We start from the raw sequence: 23,132 nt of genomic DNA, 5'->3' as shown, positions 1-23,132 counted from the left end.
GACTGCGAGGAACGGCTCAGTTGTCCGGTGACCGCAGTACCCGCAGATGGCCGCGCCGCGCGACCTCCATCGGGTCCGCGCCGCGCCCGCCACCGCCCGCCTCGGCCGCCCGCTCCTGGGGGCGGGCCGCCTCGCGCACCGCGTTGGCGAGCGCTTCCAGGTCGTCCCCGCTGGGACGGGCCGGAGCGGAGCCGTCGATGAGCCGGACGACCTCCCAGCCGCGCGGGGCGGTGAGGCGCTCGGAGTGCTCGGCGCACAGGTCGTAGCAGTGGGGTTCGGCGTAGGTGGCGAGCGGGCCGAGGACCGCGGTCGAGTCGGCGTAGACGTACGTCAGCGTCGCGACGGCGGGTCGGCCGCAGGCGGTTCGCGAACAGCGACGTACAGGGCTCACGACGTTGGACGGTACCGCACTCTTGAGCGGGCCGCGACGACTCTCCCCCAGGTCACTCCACCGTGTCGGGTTGTGAAACGCCCCACACACCCCTCCGGACACGCCCCGCTGACCTGCACGGACAGCCCTGTCTGGGATCCCGGACAGGGCCGCATCCGGTCATAGGTCGGTACAAACACCGTCAAATGCCTTGAGCTCACCGGTCTTGTGGAGATACGGAAACGAGCCCAACCTTGGCTGGAATGGTCATCCTCCGACAGGTCACCCCGGGCGGTCTCGAGGCGTGGAGCAGCGCGCCCGGAGCCCGCGAGGACTACGCTTCACCAGTGATGGACAACCGTGTACCGCCCCGTGCCGCCGGCCCCGGGCCTCGTCGACGCGATCGCCACGGTCGGGGCATGCGCGGGCCGATCGCACCACCTCAGGTGCCGCTGGCCGCGAGCCGCGCCGACGTGTTCGCGGATCTGGTGCAGGACTCCGTGGAACGCCTGGAGCGGCGCTGGCCACAGCTCGCCGACATCGATTTCCTGGTCCTCGAAGTGCCCCGGATCCAGGACCGGCACGACGAGAGCTGGAGCGACGAGGCGGTGCCGCTGGGCGGGATCATTCCCGCGCGCGAGGGACGCCGGGCGCGTGTCGTCGTGTACCGGCGGCCGGTCGAGATCCGTACCAAGGGCCGCGACGAGCGGGCCGCGCTGGTGCACGAGGTCGTCGTGGAACAGGTCGCCGAACTGCTGGGGCTCACCCCGGAGACGGTGGACCCCCGCTACGGCGAGGAGTGAGCGGGGGTCCCTTCGGCGCGGCCTACCGGCACGGGCTGCCGGCACGGCCTACTTCTGCAGCACCGACACGTCCTGGTCCGCCTCCGGTACGGCCACCGTGCCGCGGTCGTCGGGGAGGGTCTGGATCGTGAAGCCCGGGACGCCCTCCTCGGTGGCGGCCAGGGTGCGGGCGCCGTAGACCGGGCCACCGGAGATCGGCTCCACGGTCAGCGCGTAGGTGCCCTTCAGGCCGGACGGGACCGGGGCCTCGACGTCCTGCGTAGTGCCGGACTTGATCGTGAACGTCTTGGACACGGCCGTGCCGCCGCCGCTGCCCGCCGACGCCGTGACCTTGACCTTGGCGGTGCCGGCGGGGGCGGTCAGGGAGAGCGTGGTGCCCTTGCCGCTGTTGTCGGCGGACGTCGCGCGGGTACCGACCGGCGCGGTCGCCGGGATGTACGCGGTCTCCTGCTTGCCGCCCTTGCCGCGGGTGATGCGCAGCGCGGCCACCACCGGGACGGACTGGTCCGTGGGCGTGAGGACCAGCGAACCCGCCTCGCCGCGGGTGACGTCGCCGAGGTCGGCGGCGGTGGTCATGCCCGCCTTCACGTGCAGCGTCTCGTTGCCGGCCGGGGTGATCAGGCCGTCCGGGGAGGCGAGGCGCACCTTCAGGTCGGCGTCGGCGTCGCCGTCGGTGAAGGCGATCAGCCGGACGTCCGTGGCGTCCTTGGGGATGCCTGGCAGGACCAGACTGCCCGCGGGGTCGGCGGAGGCGGCCAGCCAGTCGCCGCCGGTCTTGTCGTCCAGGGCCTGCACACTCGCGCCGACCCGCCCGCTGCGCACGTTCACGTGCACGGTCAGGTCGGTCTGCTTCTCGTCGGTGAGCGTGGACAGCAGGACCGGCTCGCCGGCGTGCGGCGCGACCGTGATGCCCTCCCCCACCGAGGACTTGAGCTGGCCGTCCTTGCCGTACAGCTCGATGTCGACCACGGCGGCGCTGTCGTCGGGGTTGGTGAGGTGGACGTAGTCGGTGCGGCCGGAGGCGGTGCTGGCGCCCGGGAACCAGAAGTCGGTGTCGGCGGAGGTGCAGTTGACCCCCTGGAGGCCGCGCCCGGTGCCTGCCGCGACCTCGGTGGTCTCCTGCACGGTCCAGCCGGGGGCGTACCTGCCCTCGGCGGTGCCGACGTACGCGGGTCCGTCGGCGCCGGAGGTGTCCCCGGTGGCCGGGGTGCCGGGCGCCTTCGGGGTGAGGACGGGCTTGGACGCCTTCTTCTTCTTGCCGCTCGTCCCGTCCGCCGACTGCTCGGTGGCCGCCTGGAGTTCGGCCTTGCCGTCGCTCGTGGTGCCCTTGGTGACGGGCGTGTACGAGGTGTACGAGGTGTCGGCGATGTCGGACAGGCTCGGTGCCGGGCACAGCAGGGTGGTGCGCTCCACGGGCAGCTGGGCGGCCGCCTCGGCGGTGTGCGTGGGTGCGGCGGCAGGCGCGTCGAGCGCGGCGAACCCGGTGACAGCCGCGAGGGCGGCCGTACCGGCGAACAGGGACAGGGTGGTGCGGTTCACTGCTGGCTCCCGTCGTGGTGCTCGCCGCCGGTGCCGTGGCGGTGCTGGGCGGCCGGGTCATAGGCGGGGTCGTAGCCCTGCTGGTACGTCGGGTCGTACGCCGGCTGCCCCTGCTGTCCGCCGTAGGCGTACGGGTCGTACTGGCCGGTCTGGTACGGGTCGTAGGTCTGCTGGTCGTAGCCGCCCGTCTGGTACTGGCCGGTCTCCTGGTACTGGTCGGCGTAGCCGGGTTGGTAGCCGTCGCCCGCCGGGTAGGACGCGGGATCCCATTCGTCGTAGGACGGCTGCTGCGGGACCGCGACCGGGGGTTGCTCCTCCCCGGCGGCCGGGAAGTCCGCGCCGTCCTCCGTGGTCGCCTCCTCCTCGGACTCCGCCTGGGCGCGCAGGCGGCGGGCGCGGCGGCCCTCGCCCTCGACGGGCTGGGCGGGGATCGGCTGCTCCTCGGGGAGGTCGTCGTCGACGTCACGGCGGCGGCCGGGCAGGGCGAGGACGACCAGGACGACGGCGAGCGCGCCCTGGACCCACAGCCAGACGGTGTGGGTGAACGGGGTGTCGTAGGTGACGTCCAGCTTCCCGCCGGAGGAGGGGAGTTCGAAGCCCTGGGCCCAGCCGTCGACCGTGGTGCGGGTCAGCGGCCTGCCGTCAAGGGTGGCCGTCCAGCCGGGTGCGGCCGAGTCGGCCAGGCGCAGGATGCGGCCGTCGGAGCCGGTCGGGACGGTGGTGTGGATGTCGACGGGTCCGGCGGCGACGGAGTCGGGTGTGCCCGAGCCGTTCGCGGAGACGATGGTCGCGCGGGAGACCTGCTGGTCGACGCGCCACAGGGCGCTGCCGTTCTGCTGGCTGAGCCGGGACAGGCCGGGCGTGGCGTCCAGCACGCGCGTGATGTCACGCGGGGCGCCCTTGTGGACGAGGACGTAGCGCACCGCGAACCCGCCGAGCTGGTTGGCCTGGTCGGCGCCGGAGCCGGCGACCAGGTTGGCGACGACCTTGTCGAGTTTGGCGTTCTCGCCGTCGGCGGCGGTCACCTCGGCGTCTCCCATGCGGGCGCCGGAGCCGCGCACCAGCATGTAGTCCACGCGCGCGGTGCTGTCGCTGTCGAGGACGAGGGTGCGGACCTGGTCGGTGGTGGAGCTGTCCTCGGCGACGAAGGCGGGCACCTGGGTGGCGTCGCGCCGTTCGACCGGGCCGTCGGCGCCCGCGATCATCCAGCCGGCGGCGAGCAGCAGCGGGCCGGCGGCCGAGGCGAAGGCGATCAGGGCGGCCACCGGCTGGCGCCAGCCGAAGCTCTGCTCGGCGACCCGGGAGCGTGCCCCGTCGGCGCCGAGCGCGGCGGCGGAGACGATCGCGATGCCGTAGACGAGGGTCGCCGGGCCCGCCCAGGCGGACTTGTTGGACAGAACCGCGAAGACCAGGCCGACCAGTGCGACCGCCCAGGCGGCGCGGACGGCCGACTGGCGCTCGGAGCGCAGCAGGGCGGCCAGCGCGGCCAGGACGATGCCGATGAGCATCAGCCCGTCGACCGTGCCGGGGCCGCCCGGGCTGGCGCCGAGCAGGTCGAGGGCGGAGGCGGCCGAGGCGCCGTACTCCAGCCCGGCCTCCTTGAAGAAGCCGAACGGCAGCAGCGTCAGCGACCAGGGGGCGAGGACCAGCAGCGGGGTGCCGAGCTGGGTCAGCAGCCGCAGACCGGAGGCGACCAGGTCGGAGCGGCGCACGGCGAGCACGACGACACCGAGGACCAGGGCGATCGGCCAGACGATCGGTGTGAACGCGGTGGTGATGGTCAGCAGCAGCGCGTACGCCCAGGTGGCACGCCAGCTGCCGCGCCCCCCCGAGGTGTTGGTGAGGCCGCTGGCGGCGATGCCCGCGCGGGCGGTCAGCGGCAGCAGGACGGCGAGCACGGCGGTGCCGATGCGGCCGCCCGCGAGCGCGCCGGTGGCGGCGGGCAGGAAGGCGTAGACGATGGCCGCCCAGGCGCGCAGCAGGCGCGAGGTGACCAGCGGCCGGGAGGCGAAGTAGGCGGTGAACCCGGCCAGCGGTACCGAGGCGACCAGCAGCACGGTCACCGCGAGCCCGGTCGAGCCGAACAGCAGGGCGGCCAGCGAGGCGACGAGGGCGAGATACGGCGGGGCGGCCGGGGTGCCGCCGGCGCCGACCGCGTGCCAGGAGTCCAGGTAGCGGGACCACAGCTCGCCGGAGGTGCCCGGGGCGGGCAGCAGGGCGCCGCCCGCGAGCGCGCCGCTGCCGAGCAGTGCGCGGCAGGCGACCAGCGAGAACAGCAGCAGCACCAGGAAGAGCACCGGGCCCGGTTTGCGGGCGATGCGCTTGAGGCGGGCGAACTGCTCGATCTCCAGGAAGTCGGCGTCGTCGCCGCCGGGCCCGGACTCGACCGCGCTGCCGTGCCGGCCGGCCGCGGACAGTTCGTCGTCGGCGCCGAAGAAGTTGCCCGCGACCTGCTCGACGGTGGCCCGTACGGTCGCGCCGGGCGGCGGGAACAGCGGGCGCAGTTCGCCCTTGTCGAGTTGGGAGGAGCCGCGCCTGCGCCGCCCGGCGATGATCCGCTCGGGGCGCAGCAGGGTGCCCAGCAGACCGCGGATCTCGTCGAGGGCCTGGCCGGGGACCTTGCCGACGAGGTTGCTGACCGTGCGCAGCAGGGTGCCGAGGACCAGCCGCAGCAGGATCCAGGGCAGCGCGGCCGTACGGGCGTTGACGAGCAGGGTGTAGACGGCGCCGGCCTTGTCGACCTTGTGCGGGGAGGCGGTGGTGCGGCCCGCGCAGTCGACGGCGCGGCGCTCGCGGGAGGCGGCCTCGGCGTGCCGTACGACGGCCTCGGGGGCGATCAGGACGCGGTGGCCGGCGTTGTGCGCGCGCCAGCACAGGTCGACGTCGTCGCGCATCAGGGGGAGCCGGCGGTCGAAGCCGCCGAGTTCCTCGAAGACGTCGCGGCGGATCAGCATGCCGGCGGTGGAGACGGAGAGCACGGGCCGGACGTGGTCGTGCTGGCCCTGGTCCTGCTCACGACGGTCCAGGCCGGTCCAGCGGCGGCCGGAGTTGGCGATGGTGACGCCGACCTCCAGCAGTTGCCGGCGGTCGTACCAGCCGCGCAGCTTGGGGCCGACGACCGCCACGTCGTCGCGGCCCAGCTCCATCTCGTTGTCGACGACCCGGAGCAGCTGGGCCAGGGCGTCGGGTTCCGGGGCGCAGTCGTCGTGCAGCAGCCACAGCCACTGGACGGGCTCGCCGTAGGGCAGCTCGGGCATGTCGTAGGCGTCGTCGCGCCACTGGCGGGTGACCGGGTCCCAGCCGCTGGGCCGCTTCAGGTACGGCAGGTCGTCCGGGGTGAGGACGGGCGCGGTGCGGCTCGCTTCCTCGACGGCCTGGCCGAAGCCGGTGCGGCGGGCGAGGTGCACGACGTTGGCGTCGCCGAGGGACTCGGTGAGCAGCCGGGCGGAGTCGTCCGCGCTGCCGGTGTCGGCCGCCACCGCGTACTGGGCGGGGCGCTCCTGGCCGAGCAGCCCGGCGAGCGCGTTGGGCAGCCAGCGGGCGCCGTCGTGGGAGACGAGGACCGCGGTCACCACATGACGCGGGAACTCGGGCGGGCGGGTCGGGTCGAACCCCGCTGTGGCAGTTGTTGCCTGGGCTGCCTGGTGGCTGTGGACGGACATCGAGGTACGGGCCCCGGTTCGATGGACTGCGGTGGACTCCAGCGCCCGCTGGTGGCGGCGAGGCGTCTCGGACGAGCGCCCACACTATCGGCTGGGCATGTCGACGGCCCGCCCCCTGTGGACAACCCACGGGCGACGGGCCGTTCGCGCGGCTCGGTCGGGTGCGACGGGCGGACGCCCGGTTCAGACGGCGGCCTTCTTGAGACGGCGGCGCTCGCGCTCGGACAGTCCGCCCCAGATACCGAACCGCTCGTCGTTGGCGAGGGCGTACTCGAGGCACTCGGAGCGCACCTCGCAGGCGAGGCAGACCTTCTTGGCCTCTCTGGTGGAGCCGCCCTTCTCGGGGAAGAAGGACTCGGGGTCGGTCTGGGCGCACAGCGCGCGCTCCTGCCAGCCGAGTTCCTCGTCCGCGTCGTCGACCAGCAGTTGCTGCACCAGCTCGGTCATGTGCGCCCCTCGTCTGTCTTTCACGTCCCCGTGCCTGGCCGTTACCGATTTCGGCTGAACGACACGAGTGAAATTACAAGTGTGCTGCTCCGGGCGAGTCAAGCCGAGATCTGCTATTGGGCCCGTTATTCACTCTGCGGAACCAAGGCCATGCGGAAAGTGTTCAAATCGGCATAAACCTTGACACGCAGACGAAGCCCACGAGGGCCCCCGACCCCATACAGGGCTTGTACGGAGAAGGACGCCCAGATGTTCGATCGCGTTCCGCAGTGACACGCGCGCCCGGTTGTGCGCCATGTGTCCCGGGTGCCTGCTGAACAAACCTTTCGGCAGAGAGATGAACCGGATGAGGTGAAACATGTCCCACATACCGGGCGCCGAGTTGACACTGCGGGTGTGAACCGATGTCCTAGTGGGCATGCTCGCGAACTTGGCACTCACCTCGACCCGCACCGCCGGGTCCCACGGTGCTGCCCGCGCTCGCTGTAGCTGTTGCTGTTCCAGCTGTTGAGCCGTAGCCGTATCCCACCGCTCCAGCTGCAGACCGGGTCCCCAGGACTCGGTTTTCGCATTTCGTTCCCCGCTGACCTTCTTCACTGAGGAACCACCGCACCCCATGAACAGCGACAACGACCTGCAGATCGCCGGCGACATCCTCGAAGTCCCCCACCTGCTGCAGCCCCCGCGCGAGCACCCGGTCACCGTGGCCGAGTTCGCCGGCCTGGCCCGCACGATCGCCGGCGACCGCGCGCAGTGGGAGCACCTCGTGCGGTACGACGCGACCACGCGCTGGTACCACCGGCTGCGCACCGGCCCCGGCTACGAGGTGTGGCTGCTGTCCTGGGTGCCCGGTCAGGGCAGCGGGTCGCACGACCACGGCCGCTCGTCCGGGGTGCTGACCGTCCTGGAGGGCACGCTCACCGAACGCACCGGGCGCGGCACGCGCGCGCTGTCCGCCGGCGCACAACGGGTCTTCGCGCCGGGATACGTGCACGAGGTGGTGAACGACGCGCTGGAGCCGGCCGTCAGCCTGCACGTCTACTACCCGGGTCTCACCGAGATGCCGATGCACACGGCGCAGAGCTGCGAGGCGCGACCCGTGACTGCGTGACGCGTTGTCGGAGCCGCCTGCAAGACTTGGCGCATGCGCATTGTGGTTCTGGCAGGCGGTATCGGCGGTGCCCGGTTCCTGCGCGGTCTCAGGCAGGCCGTGCCGGACGCCGACGTGACCGTCATCGGCAACACCGGGGACGACATCCACCTCTTCGGGCTGAAGGTCTGCCCGGACCTCGACACGGTGATGTACACCCTCGGCGGCGGCATCAACGAGGAACAGGGCTGGGGGCGGACCGACGAGACCTTCCACCTCAAGGAGGAACTCGCCGCCTACGGGGTGGGGCCCGACTGGTTCGGTCTGGGCGACCGGGACTTCGCGACGCACATCGTGCGCACCCAGATGCTGGGCGCCGGCTACCCGCTGAGCGCGGTGACCGAGGCGCTGTGCGACCGCTGGAAGCCGGGCGTGCGGCTCATCCCGATGACCGACGACCGGGTCGAGACCCATGTGGCCGTCGAGGTCGACGGCGAGCGCAAGGCGGTGCACTTCCAGGAGTACTGGGTACGGCTGCGGGCGTCGGTGCCCGCCGAGGCGGTGGTGCCGGTCGGCGCCGAGCAGTCCAAGCCGGCCCCGGGCGTCCTGGAGGCCATCTCGGAAGCGGACGTGATCCTCTTCCCGCCGTCCAACCCGGTGGTCTCCGTCGGCACGATCCTCGCGGTGCCCGGCGTCCGGGAGGCGATCGCGAACGCCGGGGTGCCGGTGGTGGGCCTCTCCCCCATCGTCGGGGACGCGCCGGTGCGCGGGATGGCCGACAAGGTGCTCGCGGCGGTGGGCGTGGAATCGACGGCGGCGGCGGTCGCCGAGCACTACGGCTCGGGGCTGCTGGACGGCTGGCTCGTCGACACCGTGGACGCGGGCAGCATCGCGCGCGTGGAGACGGCCGGCATCCGCTGCCGGGCCGTACCCCTGATGATGACCGACCTGGACGCGACCGCGCAGATGGCGCGGGAGGCGCTGGCACTCGCCGAGGAGGTGCGCGGGGCATGACCGACGCGACCGAAGCGGCCGACCCGACCGGGGACGCGGTGCCCGGGTACCGGGTGTGGGCCCTGGCCGGGCTCCCCGAGGTGCAGCAGGGCGACGACCTGGCCAAGCTGATCGCCGCGGCCGCACCGGGGCTCACCGACGGTGACGTGGTGATCGTCACGTCGAAGATCGTCTCCAAGGCCGAGGGGCGGCTCGTCGAGGCGACCGACCGGGAGGCCGCGATCGACGCCGAGACCGTGCGGGTGGTGGCCCGGCGCGGCGCCCTGCGGATCGTGGAGAACCGGCAGGGGCTGGTGATGGCGGCGGCCGGGGTGGACGCCTCCAACACCCCGGCCGGGACCGTGCTGTTGCTGCCCGAGGACCCCGACGGGTCCGCCCGCGCGATCCGCGCGGGGCTGCGCGACGCCCTCGGCGTCAACGTCGGGGTCGTCGTCACCGACACCTTCGGGCGCCCCTGGCGCGCGGGGCTCACGGACGTGACCATCGGCGCCGCCGGGGTGCAGGTGCTGGACGATCTGCGCGGGGGCGTGGACGCGTACGGCAATCCGCTGGTCTCGACGGTCGTCGCGACGGCCGACGAGCTGGCCGCCGCCGGTGATCTGGTCAAGGGCAAGGCGACCGGCCTACCGGTGGCCGTGGTGCGCGGGCTCGCGCACCTCGTGGCCGAGGCGGGGGACGAGGGCGAGGACGCACGGGCGCTGATCCGGGACGCGGCCAGTGACATGTTCCGGCTCGGCACGTCCGAGGCGGTCCGGGAAGCGGTGGCGCTACGGCGGACGGTGCGGGCGTTCACCGCCGACCCCGTCGACCCCGGGGCGGTACGGCGGGCGGTCGCCGCGGCCGTGACGGCGCCGGCGCCGCACCACACGACGCCGTGGCGGTTCGTGCTGCTGGAGTCCGAGGAGTCGCGCGTCCGCCTGCTGGACACGATGCGGGACGCGTGGATCGCCGACCTGAGGAAGGACGGCAAGTCCGAGGAGTCCATCGCCAAGCGGGTACGGCGCGGGGACGTGCTGCGGAACGCGCCGTATCTGGTGGTGCCCTGTCTGGTGATGGACGGGTCGCACACGTACGGAGACGCGCGGCGGGACGCGGCCGAGCGGGAGATGTTCGTGGTCGCGGCGGGGGCGGGCGTGCAGAACTTCCTGGTCGCGCTGGCCGGGGAGCAGCTGGGATCGGCGTGGGTGTCGTCGACGATGTTCTGCCGGGACGTGGTGCGGGAGGTGCTGGCGCTTCCGGCGGGATGGGATCCGATGGGGGCGGTGGCCGTGGGGAAGGCGGCGGAGGAGCCGAGGGAAAGGGCGCCGAGGGAGGTCGGGGACTTTATCGAGGTGCGGTGAGCTTTTGCCGCCTTCGGTTCGGGGTCTACCGGTTCACCGGCGAGTACACGTTGTGGAGGTTGATCGCGCCCACGCGGCGGTAGCCGCATATCGGACACAGCCCCGCGCCCCTGAAGGGGCGCTCGATGCCTAGGATTCCTTGATGGCCGGACGTTTCACTCCACGGCCCACCCGTGCGACTGTGCGGGGTGGGCAGGTCGTCGTACCTGCTGGAGTGCCCCGGCAGGCGAGCGCGCCCGGCCGGGTTCGGCTGTGGAAGCCGGACGGGGCTCTTGATCTCGGGCTTGTGCTGGGGCCGTTGCGGCGGGGGCCCGGGGATCCGACGTTTCGGGCCACCTCCGACGGGTCCGTGTGGCGGGCCAGTCTCACGCCTGCCGGGCCGGGGACCCTGCGGGTCGCCGTGTACGGCGGTGAGGTGCGCGGGGAGGCGTGGGGAGCCGGTGCCGAGTGGCTGCTGGAGCAGCTGCCGGAGCTGCTCGGCTCCGCCGACGACCCGTCCCTCTTCGTGCCCCGGCACCGGGTTCTCGCCGCCGCCCGGCACCGGCGGCCGGGGTTGCGGCTGACCCGGACCGGGCTGGTGCTGGAGTCGCTGATCCCCTCGATCCTGGAGCAGAAGGTCACCACCGACGAGGCGTACCGGGCCTGGCGGTTGCTGGTGCGCGGGTTCGGGGAGCGGGCGCCCGGCCCCGCGGGGGTGGGCGAGCGGCCGATGTGGGTGATGCCGGCGCCTCGGACCTGGGCGCTGATTCCCTCCTGGGAGTGGCACAAGGCCGGCGTCGACAACAAGCGGGCGTCGACGATCCTGCGGGCGGTGCGGGTCGCCGCGCGGCTCGAGCAGGCCGTGGGGATGGCGGCGGAGGCCGCGCAGGCGCGGTTGGAGGTGGTGCCGGGGGTGGGGCCGTGGACGTCCGCGGAGACCGTGCAGCGCAGTCACGGGGCGCCGGACGCGGTGACGGTCGGGGACCTGCATCTGCCGGGGATCGTGGGGTTCGCGCTGGCCGGGGACCGGTATGCCGATGACGAGGCGATGCTGCGGTTGCTCGAGCCGTATGCGGGGCAGCGGCATCGGGCGGCTCGGTTGATCCTGCTGAGCGGGCAGGTGCCGAAGCGGCGGGTGCCGCAGATGCCGCGGTGGGATATCGGCCGGTTGTGAAGCGCCAGGGCGGGGGGCGCTCTCCGGCGTCGGCAGGGCGCCGCCCGCGCCCACCCGTGCCGCCGCAGAGCTATGTGGGAGACGGCTGAGTGGCGCCCCTTGAGGGGCGCGGGGAACTGCGCGAGCAGCCCCCGCGCGGCCGCAGTCGGCGTACCTGCTCAGCCACCCCCTACTGGTCCGAGGAGAACCGCACCGCCCCCGCCGGGATCGTCGCGTCGCACCACACCCGCGCGCCCTCCCTGAGCTCGTTGTCGGCGCCGACGGTCGCGCCGTCTCCGATCACCGTGCCCGTGAGGACCGCGCGTTCGCCGACGCGGGCGCGGTTGCCGATCAGGGAGTCGGTGATGACCGCGCCGGGCTCGATCACGGCGCCCGGCAGGATCGTGGAGCCGAAGACGCGCGCGCCCTCCGCCACGAACGCGCCCTCGCCCACCACCGTGCCGCCCGTCAGCTTCGCGTCCGCCGCGACCCGGGCCGTGGGCAGGATCAGGCGGTCACCGCAGCGGCCGGGGACCGCCGGGGACGGGGCGCGGCCCAGGACCAGGTCCGCCGAGCCGCGGACGAAGGCCGCCGGGGTGCCGAGGTCCAGCCAGTACGTGGAGTCCACCATGCCCTGGAGGTGGGCACCGGCCGACAGCAGCTCGGGGAAGGTCTCCCGCTCCACCGACACCGGGCGGCCGTGCGGGATCGTGTCGATGACCGAGCGGCGGAAGACGTACGCCCCCGCGTTGATCTGGTCGGTGACGATCTCCTCGGGGGTCTGCGGCTTCTCCAGGAAGGCGAGGACGCGACCCGTCTCGTCGGTGGGGACGAGGCCGTACGCGCGCGGGTCCGTGACCTTGGTGAGGTGGAGCGAGACATCCGCGTCCGTCGTCTCGTGCATCTCGACGAGCGCCCTGATGTCCAGGCCCGTCAGGATGTCGCCGTTGAAGATCAGGACCGGGTCGTCGGGGCCCGAGTGCAGACGGGCGGCCACGTTGCGGATGGCGCCGCCGGTGCCGAGCGGTTCCTCCTCGGTGACGTACTCGATGCGCAGGCCGAGTGCCGTGCCGTCGCCGAAGTACGGCTCGAAGACCTCCGCCAGGTAGCTCGTCGCGAGGACGATGTGGTCCACGCCCGCTGCTCTGGCTCTGGCCAGTTGGTGCGTCAGGAACGGCACGCCCGCCGCCGGGACCATCGGCTTGGGCGTGTGGACCGTGAGCGGGCGCAGCCGGGTGCCTTTGCCGCCGACCAGGAGGATCGCTTCTGTCACCTGTCGTCTCTGCTTCCTGCCGGGACCGGCCGAACTTCTCTGTCGGCCGGCCAGTGTATGCAGACCGTGCGACGGCGCCTTCGACGGCCGCGCGGTGCCACGCGGCATGGGTGTGCGGTTTCCCCCGACTGCCCCCGACGGCGTGGACGCGACCCCCTGTGCTCAGCGTCCCTGGAGGTGCGCGGAGCTGGTCCGGGCCGAGCCGAGTCTGGCGTAGAGCTTCGCGCCCGGACAGTCGGTTGCGTACCCGTCCCTATGGCCGGAGATCACGTTCAGTCGTACGTTCTTCCCCTTTGGGTAGAGATTGCCACCGCCGGACTTCAGATATGTCTTTCCCTTCGGATTGGCCCCGAAGAGCCCGAGCTTCCACGCGGTGAGCTTGGCGATGGCAGTCACGGCGGCGCCGGGCGGCTTGTGCGAGCCGAACGAGCCGATCACCGCGATGCCCGTGCTGTTGTTGTTGAAGCCCAGGGTGTGGGCGCCCCGGACGGACTTCGCCACTCCCCCGGCGCGGCCCTCGTAGATGGTTCCGCACTTGTCGACGAGGAAGTTGTAGCCGATGTCCCGCCAGCCCATGCTCACCACGTGGTAGCGGTAGATACTGCGGATGACGGACGGGGCCTGGGAGCACTTGTAACCGTTGCCGGAGGCGGTGTGGTGGACGAAGGCCGCCTTGACCTTCCCGGTGTAGACGAACCCCTTCTCGCGCAGTGACTCGTCGGCGCCCCAGCCACGGCGGGTGATGATCCTCGGGCGCGGTCCGATGTACGGCTTCGCGCGCGGGACGCCGGTCAGCTCCGCCAGTTCGTCCTCGGTCTCCTGCCGGTTCAGGGCCGGGATCTCGGCGGCGCCGAAGGGCGCGAGGTCGGTGTTGACGGCCGCCGCCGCGTCGGCCTCGGTGCCGGTGCGGGGGACGTCGGCCGGCGGCCACTGGGGCGGGGCCTCCTCACCGGGGTCGACGAGTTCGAGGCGCAGGCCGGCCGGGAGCAGGTCGTGTCCGCCGGTGGGGGTGCTGCCGCGCGGGCCGGGGTCGTCGTCGAGTTCGGCACGCACGCGTACGTCGACGCCGTCCGAGTCGCCCACCCACAGGGGCGCGGTGCCGCCGTGCACATGGCCGGAGTCGGCCTCCGCCGTGTCCGGGTCGGCGCCGTGGTCGGCGTTGTGTGTGTCGACGTCCTGCCAGCCCGTCCACCGGCCGGTGGCGGCGGACCGGGTGCGGACCTGGACCAGGCCGTGCAGTTCGGTTCCGGGGTTGTCCCAGCTGACGCCGACGAGTGAGAAGTGCTCCAGGTCGTCGCGGTACAGGCCCTGTTCGGGGGCCCGGCCGAGGACGCGCTCACGGGTGCGGGGGGTGAGGGGCAGTGACCGGGTGCTGCCGGCGAGGGCCGCGGTCCCGGCGGGACGGCCGGTGGTCGTGGTGGCCCGCTCCGCCGGTGCGGCGGCCGCGGACGGCACGTTCAGCACAGCCGCGGGGAGGGTGAGGGCCGCGCAGGTGACGCCGATCGAGGAAGTCAGGAATCCACGCATGCCCCTGATCTTGAACATAGTCAGACATATATGTCTATTGCGGAACTGACGGTCCGTCGGGACCGATTGCGCCGAACCGGTGGCCCCGCCGGTCGGTGCGGGCACCGGCCGCGGCGTACGCTTGCCCGGGTGAACGCCACCGATCGCACCCCTGCCGACCTGCTGCGTTCCGCGCTCGCCGCGGATCCCGGACGCCCCCTGGTGACCTTCTACGACGACGCCACGGGCGAACGCGTCGAATTGTCCGTGGCCACCTTCGCCAATTGGGTGGCCAAGACGGCGAACCTGCTCCAGGGCGACCTGGCGGCACAGCCGGGTGACCGGGTGGCCCTGCTGCTGCCCGCGCACTGGCAGACGGCGGTGTGGCTGCTCGCCTGTTCGTCGGTGGGCGTGATCGCCGACGTGGCCGGGGACCCGGCGGCGGCCGACGTGGTGGTGAGCGGGCCGGATTCACTGGAGGCGGCCCGGGCCTGCCGCGGCGAGCGGATCGCTCTCGCGCTACGGCCGCTGGGCGGCCGTTTCCCGGCGGTCCCGGACGGGTTCGCCGACTACGCGGTGGAGGTGCCGAGCCAGGGGGACCGGTTCGCTCCGTTCTCGCCCGTCGATCCGGAGGAGCCCGCGCTGATCGTGGCCGGTGCGGAGATGAGCGGGGCCGAGGTGGTGGAGCGGGCGCTCGGGGACGCACCGGGGCTGGATCTGACCGGGCCGGGGTCGCGCCTGCTGTCGGGGCTGGGGTTCGACACGTGGGACGGGCTGAGCGCGGGTCTGTACGCGCCGCTCGCCGTCGGGGGGTCGGTGGTGCTGTGCCGGCACCTGGGGGAACTGGGCGAGGAAGGCACCGCCAAGCGGATCGAGAGCGAGCGGGTGACTGCGACGGTTCGGTGAGGCCGTCCGCCGGGCGCGAGGCGCGGGCCGCCAGGGCCGTTCGTCGGCCGCGGGCCGGTGGGGGCCGTTCGCGCCCACGCGGCGGAGCCGCACATCGCTGCGGCCCGCGCCCCTGGGTGGGTCCGCTCACCCTTGTGGAGTAGTTGGCGCCCACCCCCGCCCCCACCCCCAGGCACCCTGGAGGAGTGACCGATGCCGGAGGGGCCACCGCGACCGGGGACGGCATTGCCCGGCGTCGGCGGCGGCGTTGGATACGGGGTACGGCGGTGGTCGCCGGGCTGCTCGCCGCCGGCACCCTCGTCTGCGGCTGGGTGCTCTACGACCGGCTCAGCGACAACATCACCCCGGACGAAGCGGCCGCCGCCGAGCTCGCCCGCTACGAGCGGGAGCGCCCCACCGCGCTGGTGCGCGGCGCGCAGAACATCCTCCTCATCGGGTCGGACACCCGCGCCGGGGACGGGAACCGCCGCTACGGCAAGGACCTGGGCACCGAGCGGTCCGACACCACGATCCTGCTGCACCTCGCCGCGGACCGGCGCAGCGCCACCGCCGTGTCCCTGCCGCGGGACCTGATGGTGCACGTGCCGAGCTGCCTGCGGGGCGACGGCCGGCGCAGCGAGCCCTCGTTCACGCTGTTCAACTCGGCGTTCGAGATCGGGGGTTCGGCCTGCACCATCCGTACCGTCGAGAAGCTCACCGACATCCGGATCGACCATCACGTCGTCGTCGACTTCACCGGGTTCAAGGACATGGTCGACTCGGTCGACGGGGTGCAGGTGTGCCTGAAGGAACCGATCAACGACAAGGCGGCCAAGCTGCGGCTGCCCGCCGGACGGGTCACCCTCGACGGGGAGCAGGCGCTGGGGTACGTCCGGGCCCGCAAGTCGCTGGGCAACGGCAGCGACACCGAGCGGATGGAGCGGCAGCAGCTGTTCCTGGGGGCGCTCGTCAAAAAGGTGCGGGGCAGTGACGTACTGCTGAACCCGGCGAAGCTCTATCCGCTGCTGGACGCGGCGACCTCCGCGCTCACCACCGACCCCGAACTGGCCAGTCTGCGCGGTTTGTACCAGCTCGTCCGCGGGCTGCGCGACATCCCCACCGAACAGGTGCAGTTCCTCACCGTCCCGAGGGAGCCGTATGTGTACGACTCCAATCGTGACCAGCTCGTGGAGGGCAGGGCGGACGCGCTTTTCGCGCTGCTGCGGGCCGACAGGCCGGTGCCGGTCACCAAGAAGAACGCTCCCTCTTCCGAAAACTCCGAGGCGCCCGGATTTCGCGGGAACACCGCCGCCGAGGACAGTTGCGGGTAATGCACCAGCCAAGGCGGCGAACTTCCTTGCTGTTCGTTGTCAGTTAAATGAGATGGATTGCCCGGTTGTAGGGAGGATGAATTTGTCACTGGCGTCACTCGACGCTGAACTGGACGGATAGTGTGAGCCCTCCGGTGCACCCGGCCGCGAGGTCCGTCCTGGGGTCGTGCACTGTTAACCGTGACCGAGCGCCTTGGTGGGGGGAAGGCGCCGCGTGGCCCCGACGGAGGATCGGACAACCGTGGACGCGCAAGGCCGTGGGCGGGCGGACGACATCGATCCCGCAGACCAGTGGGTACTCAATCCGAACACCGGCGAATACGAACTGCGACTGACACCTTCCGCACCGCAGTCGTCGGTACCCGGACCGCGCCGACCGACGTCGTCGCGCACCGGTGCGGACGCGCCGCGGAAGACCGCGGGACGGGATGTTCCGGGGCAGGTTCCCGGGCAGCTTCCGGGGCAGCGCAGACGGCGCGGCGAGCCCGAGCCGCCGGCCGGGCGGCGCTCACGTCGGCCGGTGAAGAAGAAGTCGAAGGCCAAGAAGGCGCTGCTGTGGACCGGCGGTTCGATGGCCTTCGTCCTGGTCGCCGTCTCGGCCGCCGGCTATCTGTACGTGAAGCACCTCAACGACAACATCACGTCCGTCTCCGACGACGGCGCGAGCACCGGTGGCTTCAGCAAGGACAAGGCGATCAACCTGCTGGTGATCGGCACCGACAAGCGCACCGGCAAGGGCAACGAGGGGTACGGCGACACGGGCAGCGTCGGGCACGCCGACACCAACATCCTGCTGCACATCTCCAAGGACCGCTCCAACGCGACCGCGCTGAGCATCCCGCGCGACCTGATCGTGGACGTCCCGGACTGCCCGACCGAGCAGTCCGACGGCACCCAGAAGGTCATCCCGGGCACCACCGACGTCCGCTTCAACACCAGCCTCGGCCAGGACGGCCGCACGGCCAGCTGCACCGTGCGCACGGTGACGGAGCTGACCGGGATCAAGCCGGACAACTTCATGGTGGCCGACTTCAACGCGGTCAAGACGCTGACCGACGCGGTGGGCGGCGTCGAGGTCTGCCTCGCCAAGGACATCGACGACTCGGACTCGCATCTGAAGCTGTCCAAGGGCACCCACAACATCTCCGGCGAGACCGCGCTGGCCTTCGTACGCACCCGGCACTCCGTCGGCTTCGGCGGTGACCTCAGCCGGATCCAGCTCCAGCAGCAGTTCCTCAGCGCGCTGATGCGCAAGCTCAGCTCCAACTCGACGCTCAGCAGCCCGACCAAGCTGCTGAAGCTGGCCGAGGTCGGCACCAAGGCGCTGACCGTCGACTCCAAACTGGACAGCATCGGCAAGCTGAAGGACCTGGGTCTGGAGCTCGGCAAGCTCAACCCGAAGAACCTGACCTTCACCACCGTCCCGGTCGTCGACAACCCGGCCGAGAAGGTCAAGACGACCGTCGTGCTCAACGACACGAAGGCCCCGCCGGTGTTCCAGGCCATCAAGGGCGACGTCTCCTTCACCGCGGTCAAGAAGAAGCAGGCGCAGGCCAGCAAGGACGCGGCGGCCGCCCGCCTGGAGGGCAGCAAGTCCGCGGCGTCCGAGGTGCGGGTGCGGATCCTCAACGGCGGGGCCGCGGACGGCAGCGCCCAGGAGGCCCTCAACTGGCTGCAGAACGAGCAGGGCGTCCTCAAGTCGGAGAACGCCGGCAACGCGGACGCCAAGCTCAGCAAGACCACGCTGGAGTACGCCCCCGACCAGGCCGCGCAGGCGCGTGAACTGGCCAGCATCATGGGGCTGTCCGGCTCGGCGCTGAAGCCGGGCAAGAGCGTGACCAACTCCCAGGGGCTGCCCGCGATGACCCTGACGCTGGGCAAGGACTTCCAGGGGGCGGGGGTGTCCCTCACCACTCCGACAAAGGCGCCGGACGTGGACAGCAAGACCACCGCGGACAAGGTGACCTGCGCCAAGTAGCGACAACCGGCGTCCGGTAGCGGGGAGTTGCTGCCCGACAACACCAAGTCACAGCGAATAAGCAGGTAACCCTATGGGTCCGTCATGCGTCTAACCGGGCGCGGGGCGGACCCGTGTGGTCCGCGAAGCGTCCGATGGGGGGCGTCGGCGGCGGGCCGGTGCGCGCAGGGCGCAGGGCGGGGAGGGCTGGAAGTTGACGCAGAGCGATGTGCGGGGGGAAAAGCCTGCGGTCGAGGACACGATGTCCCTCGCACCGAAGACAGCCGGGGCGCCGGGCGGTGCGGGCGGCGGTCGTCGCAAGGGCGGCAAGAGCGGCGGACCCAACGGGTCACACGGCTCGAACGGCGGCCGGCGCAGACGCGGACGGCGCGCGTTGCGCTGGTCGGCGACCGTGCTGTCGGTGGTGATCCTCGGTACGGCCGGTGCCGGTTACCTCTACTACCAGCACCTGAACGGCAACATCCACAAGGGCGAGCGCGACATCGGCGACGCCAAGGCGCGGAAGACCGCGGCCAACGCGGCCGGTCAGACGCCGCTGAACATCCTGCTGATCGGCTCCGACAGCCGTAACTCCGACGAGAACGTGAAGCTCGGCGGCGCCAAGTACGACCGGGGCAGCCCGCCGCTCGGGGATGTCCAGATGCTGATCCACCTGTCGGCGGACCGCAAGAGCGCGGCGATGGTGAGCATCCCCCGGGACACCCGCGTCGACATCCCCAAGTGCACGGACCCGGAGACCGGCAAGGTGTACCCGGCGACCAACACCATCATCAACGAGTCACTGGCCCGCGGCGGCGCCGGCTGCACGCTGGCCACCTGGGAGAACCTCACCGGGGTCTACATCGACCACTGGATCACGATCGACTTCGCGGGCGTGGTGAAGATGGCGGACGCCATCGGCGGCGTCGACGTCTGTGTGAAGCAGAACGTGTGGGACCGGCCGACGGCCGCGGTGTCCGGCGGCTCCGGGCTGAAGATGACGGCCGGCACGCACAAGGTGCAGGGCGAGCAGGCCCTGCAGTGGCTGCGCACCCGGCACGCCTGGGGCAGTGACCCGCTGCGGGCCAAGGCCCAGCACATGTACCTCAACTCGATGATCCGGACGCTGAAGGGGCAGAACGTCTTCACCGACACCGGCAGGCTGATGGACCTGGCCGAGGCGGCCACCAAGTCGCTGACGGTCTCCGAGGAGATCGGCACCCCGAAGAAGCTCTACGACCTGGGCATGCAGCTCAAGTCGGTGCCGACGGACCGCATCACCTCGCTCACGATGCCGAACCTCCAGGACCCGCAGAACAAGGACCACCTCGTGCCGGACACCGCGAACGCCGACAAGATGTGGCAGATGCTCCGCGACGACGTGGCGTTCGACAAGAACGGCGCCGCCAAGGAGAGCAAGAAGCCCACGGCGACCGCCGCGGCGACCAAGGCGCCCTCCGTCCCCGCCGGCCAACTCGGGGTGCTGGTGCAGAACGCCACCGGGACCTCGACCGAGGCCGCGGTCCCCCTTCGGGCCCGTACGATGGCCACGGAACTCGGCACCAAGGGCTACACCCGGGCGGCGGCGGACACCTCGTCGGCCACCGAGTCCGTGGAGAAGTCGGTCGTGGAGTATCCGAGCGCGGACCTGCAGGGCGACGCCCAGGCGGTCGCCAAGGCGCTGGGGATCCCGGTCGGCCAGGTGAAGCGGACCACCGATGTGTCGGGCGTCACGCTCGTCGTCGGTGCCGACTGGCGCGACGGGACGGCGTATCCCAAGCAGTCCGCGCCGAAGGCCGGTGACCTGCCCGACAACTCCGACGCCATCAACGGCTCGGACACCAAGCAGTGCATGGACGTGTACGCGCCCTATCGGTGGCAGTAGCCCCTGCAAGGACTTTACGGACAGGGCGGTCTCTTCACCTACAGGTCCCCACAGCTACGCACAGGCAACTCCTAAGCGACTGCATGACACTGCCGCCGTGCCCAGGTGCCCAGGTACCCGGGAGTCGGGTGCGGCGGCAGTGGCGAGCGGGAGGGCGGGCAGTTGGTGCGCGGCAATGTGCGAGGGGAGGTGTCCGGCGTGGCCGTGGTCGACGACACGATGACCCTGACGCCCCAGGGCGGTGACGGTCGGCACGGTGGCAGACGGGGCGGCGGCGGGGCGGACGGTGACCGCGGGCGGCGCAGACGCCGGGTACTGCGCTGGTCGGCCTCGGTCGTGGCCCTGGCGATAGCCGGCACCGCCACCGCCGGATACCTCTACTACGAGCACCTCAACGGCAACATCAAGAAGGAGTCCCTGAACATCGGGGACTCCAAGGACCGCGCGGCCGAGTCGAAGGCGAACGCGGCCGGGCAGAAGCCCCTGAATATCCTGCTGATCGGCTCCGACGCCCGGGACACCGCCGAGAACCAGAAGCTGGGCGGCGCCAGGGACATCGGCACCGCCGCCCGCGCCGACGTGCAGATGCTGCTGCACGTCTCGGCCGACCGCACCAACATGTCGGTGGTGTCCATGCCCCGCGACACTCTGGTCGACATCCCCGAGTGCACGGACACCGATACCGGCAAGGTCTACGCGGCGACCTCCGACACCATGACCAACTCGTCCCTGGAGCGCGGCGGCCCCGGCTGCACGGTGGCCACCTGGGAGAAGCTCACCGACATCCACATCGACCACTTCATGATGGTCGACTTCTCGGGCGTGGTGTCCATGGCGGACGCGATCGGCGGGGTGCCGGTGTGCGTGGACGCCGGCATCTACTCGCACACCTCCACGGGACACGGCTCGGGCCTGAAGCTGAAGAAGGGCACCACCGCCGTCAAGGGCAAACAGGCCCTGCAGTGGCTGCGCACCCGGTACGGCTTCGAGGACGGCAGTGACATCGCCCGCACCAAGGCCCAGCACATGTACATGAACTCGATGGTCCGCCAGTTGCGCTCCAACGCGACCCTCAGCAACCCCGACAAGCTCCTCAAGCTCGCCGAGACGGCCACCAAGGCACTGACGGTGGACGACGGCCTCGGCACGGTCACCGAGCTCTACGACCTGAGCAAGGAGCTGAAGAAGGTCCCCACCAAGCGCATCACGATGACGACGATGCCGTGGGTGTACTCCTCGGACGGCAACCGCGTCCTGCCCAAGCCCACCGACGCGGCCAAGCTGTGGCGGCTGGTCCGCGAGGACATCGCCCTCGACGGCAAGGACAAGAAAAAGAAGACGACGACCACGACGACGGTCACCGACAAGGCGGCGGCCGACGACCGGATCGCCGTGCAAGTGCAGAACGGCACCAGCGGCGGCACGGAGTCCGCGGTCACCGGCCGGGCCGCCGCCGTCACCGAACTGCTCGTCGGCAAGGGCTTCACGAAGGCGGCCGCCGACTCCTCGGCGCTGCTCAGCGAGGACCGGACCCTGGTGCGGTATCCGAGCGCCGACCTGGCGGGCGACGCCCAGCGGGTCGCGAAGGTGCTGGGCGTCCCGGCCGACCAGGTGAAGAAGTCCACGGACGTCGACGGGGTCACGCTGGTGGTGGGCGCCGACTGGCGCTCGGGCACGAGGTACACCGCCGACGACGATGACACCACGCCGGCCTCGGCGAGCGCCCTCAACGCCGCGGACACCAAGGCGTGCATGCACGTCGACCCGGACTACACCTGGTAGTCCGGGTCGCTCCGCAGGCGGGTGCTCAGCTGGAGGAGGAAGGGCTGAGCACCGCGGGACGGCGGGACGCGATGACCCGCTTCGCCAGGGCCTTGGGGCTGGTCAGGAAGCCGTACCCCCACGACATGTGCATGGTGGCGAGGGCAAGCGGGATCTGGAGCCGCGCCTTGAGGGACAGCCCCTTGCCGGCCGGGAGGGACCCGGCGGCGATCGCGGCGAGATAGCCGCCGGGGATCACGAACCCGAACGGGGTGACCAGGGCGCCGACTACTATCCCGGCGGCTATCGCGCACACCGCGGTGGGCGGGGCGAGGTAGCGCAGGTTGATGGAACCCTCGTGGTAGCGGGCGACGACGTGCCGCCAACGGCCGTAGTCCTTGTACTGCTTGGCGAGCGCCTTCATGCTCGGCCGCGGCCGGTACGACACCCTCAGCTCCGGCGAGAACCAGATCAGGCCGCCGGCCTCGCGGATCCGGAAGTTCAGCTCCCAGTCCTGGGCGCGAATGAACTCCTCGTTGTAGCCGCCCTGTTGCTCGAGGGCCTCGCGGCGGAAGACACCGAGGTAGACGGTCTCGGCGGGACCGGCCTCGCCGCCCGTGTGGAAGGCGGCGTTGCCGACGCCGATCTTCGAGGTCATGGCCGCCGCGACCGCGTGCTCCCAGGCGTTCTCGCCCTCGGCGTGCATGATGCCGCCGACGTTCTGCGCGCCGGTCTCCGCCAGGAGGCGGACAGCGGTCGCGATGTAGTTCGGGGAGAGCATGCCGTGGCCGTCCACGCGCACCACGATCGGATGCCGGGAGGCCTTGATCGCGGCGTTCAGCGCGGCCGGGGTGCGGCCGGTCGGGTTCGGGACGGTGTGCACGCGCTTGCTTTTGAATGACGCAGTGTCGGCCACGAGCTGCGCCGCGATCTCGTCCGTGCGGTCCGTGGACGGACCGAGGGCGATGACGACCTCCAGCTCACCGGCGTACTCCTGCGCGAGGATCGCTTGGACGGCCCCACGCAGATGCCGCTCCTCGTTGAGGACGGGCATGATCACAGAAACTGCGGGGTGCCGCACGTCGGGCTTGGCGTTCATAGGGGGCTCACGTTACCGCGAACGGGGGACACCGGTGC

Annotated in this window: 17 protein-coding genes; 10 read left to right on the top strand and 7 right to left on the bottom strand. The window is 71.7% G+C overall.

The features are described from left to right. Positions 1-16 precede the first annotated feature (16 nt). On the bottom strand, positions 17-391 hold the full coding sequence (locus ACWGJB_RS21020; RefSeq protein ID WP_450765716.1) for a DUF3499 domain-containing protein: 375 nt from the start codon (positions 389-391) through the stop codon (positions 17-19). 329 nt (positions 392-720) lie between these two features. On the opposite strand from ACWGJB_RS21020, the gene ACWGJB_RS21015 reads away from it, so the two are divergent. Next, entirely contained in the window at positions 721-1,173 is a 453-nt protein-coding gene (locus ACWGJB_RS21015) for a metallopeptidase family protein (protein ID WP_453381665.1), read from the top strand. A gap of 48 nt (positions 1,174-1,221) precedes the next feature. On the opposite strand, the gene ACWGJB_RS21010 is transcribed toward ACWGJB_RS21015, so the two are convergent. The 3 genes from ACWGJB_RS21010 to ACWGJB_RS21000 all read right to left on the bottom strand — a co-directional run bounded on the left by ACWGJB_RS21010 (position 1,222) and on the right by ACWGJB_RS21000 (position 6,821). Beyond that, positions 1,222-2,712, bottom strand: a complete 1,491-nt coding sequence (locus ACWGJB_RS21010; protein ID WP_453381637.1) for a DUF5719 family protein — start codon at positions 2,710-2,712, stop codon at positions 1,222-1,224. Next, positions 2,709-6,374 carry a glycosyltransferase gene (locus tag ACWGJB_RS21005; RefSeq protein ID WP_453381636.1) on the bottom strand — a complete coding sequence of 1,222 codons (3,666 nt, stop codon included), beginning with the start codon at positions 6,372-6,374 and terminating at the stop codon, positions 2,709-2,711. The genes ACWGJB_RS21010 and ACWGJB_RS21005 overlap by 4 nt, the downstream gene beginning before the upstream one ends. A gap of 183 nt (positions 6,375-6,557) precedes the next feature. Beyond that, a complete protein-coding gene (locus ACWGJB_RS21000; RefSeq protein WP_003975777.1) occupies positions 6,558-6,821 on the bottom strand; it encodes a WhiB family transcriptional regulator in 264 nt (87 codons plus the stop codon). A 616-nt stretch (positions 6,822-7,437) separates the two neighbouring features. On the opposite strand from ACWGJB_RS21000, the gene ACWGJB_RS20995 reads away from it, so the two are divergent. From ACWGJB_RS20995 to ACWGJB_RS20980, 4 genes are all read left to right on the top strand, one after another. Next, positions 7,438-7,932, top strand: coding sequence for a cysteine dioxygenase (locus ACWGJB_RS20995; protein WP_453381635.1), 495 nt, complete (start codon positions 7,438-7,440; stop codon positions 7,930-7,932). A 33-nt stretch (positions 7,933-7,965) separates the two neighbouring features. Continuing rightward, complete coding sequence (cofD, locus tag ACWGJB_RS20990; RefSeq protein WP_453381634.1) at positions 7,966-8,925, top strand: 2-phospho-L-lactate transferase; 960 nt, start codon at positions 7,966-7,968, stop codon at positions 8,923-8,925. After that, positions 8,922-10,265 (top strand): coenzyme F420-0:L-glutamate ligase, encoded by a 1,344-nt coding sequence (locus ACWGJB_RS20985; RefSeq protein WP_453381633.1) that lies wholly within the window; start codon positions 8,922-8,924, stop codon positions 10,263-10,265. The genes cofD and ACWGJB_RS20985 overlap by 4 nt, the downstream gene beginning before the upstream one ends. Before the next feature lie 142 nt (positions 10,266-10,407). After that, positions 10,408-11,418 (top strand): DNA-3-methyladenine glycosylase family protein, encoded by a 1,011-nt coding sequence (locus tag ACWGJB_RS20980; RefSeq protein ID WP_453381632.1) that lies wholly within the window; start codon positions 10,408-10,410, stop codon positions 11,416-11,418. Between the two features lie 169 nt (positions 11,419-11,587). On the opposite strand, the gene ACWGJB_RS20975 is transcribed toward ACWGJB_RS20980, so the two are convergent. Further along, positions 11,588-12,670 (bottom strand): sugar phosphate nucleotidyltransferase, encoded by a 1,083-nt coding sequence (locus tag ACWGJB_RS20975; RefSeq protein ID WP_453381631.1) that lies wholly within the window; start codon positions 12,668-12,670, stop codon positions 11,588-11,590. Positions 12,671-12,832: 162 nt separating this feature from the next. Next, positions 12,833-14,215, bottom strand: a complete 1,383-nt coding sequence (locus ACWGJB_RS20970; RefSeq protein ID WP_453381630.1) for a peptidoglycan recognition protein family protein — start codon at positions 14,213-14,215, stop codon at positions 12,833-12,835. 111 nt (positions 14,216-14,326) lie between these two features. Here ACWGJB_RS20970 and ACWGJB_RS20965 point away from each other — a divergent pair, with 111 nt between their 5' ends. From ACWGJB_RS20965 to ACWGJB_RS20945, 5 genes are all read left to right on the top strand, one after another. After that, the gene (locus tag ACWGJB_RS20965) at positions 14,327-15,082 is read left to right on the top strand and encodes a TIGR03089 family protein (RefSeq protein ID WP_453381629.1); all 756 of its coding nucleotides are present in this window, start codon (positions 14,327-14,329) and stop codon (positions 15,080-15,082) included. Positions 15,083-15,267: 185 nt separating this feature from the next. After that, complete coding sequence (locus ACWGJB_RS20960) at positions 15,268-16,392, top strand: LCP family protein (protein ID WP_453381628.1); 1,125 nt, start codon at positions 15,268-15,270, stop codon at positions 16,390-16,392. 241 nt (positions 16,393-16,633) lie between these two features. Continuing rightward, entirely contained in the window at positions 16,634-18,370 is a 1,737-nt protein-coding gene (locus ACWGJB_RS20955; protein WP_453381627.1) for an LCP family protein, read from the top strand. A gap of 241 nt (positions 18,371-18,611) precedes the next feature. Beyond that, positions 18,612-20,234, top strand: a complete 1,623-nt coding sequence (locus ACWGJB_RS20950) for an LCP family protein (RefSeq protein ID WP_453381626.1) — start codon at positions 18,612-18,614, stop codon at positions 20,232-20,234. Positions 20,235-20,453: 219 nt separating this feature from the next. Further along, a complete protein-coding gene (locus tag ACWGJB_RS20945; protein WP_453381664.1) occupies positions 20,454-22,016 on the top strand; it encodes an LCP family protein in 1,563 nt (520 codons plus the stop codon). Between the two features lie 25 nt (positions 22,017-22,041). Here ACWGJB_RS20945 and ACWGJB_RS20940 read toward each other — a convergent pair whose 3' ends face one another. Then, positions 22,042-23,094, bottom strand: coding sequence for a glycosyltransferase family 2 protein (locus ACWGJB_RS20940; RefSeq protein WP_453381625.1), 1,053 nt, complete (start codon positions 23,092-23,094; stop codon positions 22,042-22,044). Positions 23,095-23,132 lie beyond the last annotated feature (38 nt).

This window comes from Streptomyces sp. NPDC054813 (assembly GCF_053611365.1).
This window is presented reverse-complemented; position numbering and strand designations above follow the sequence as displayed.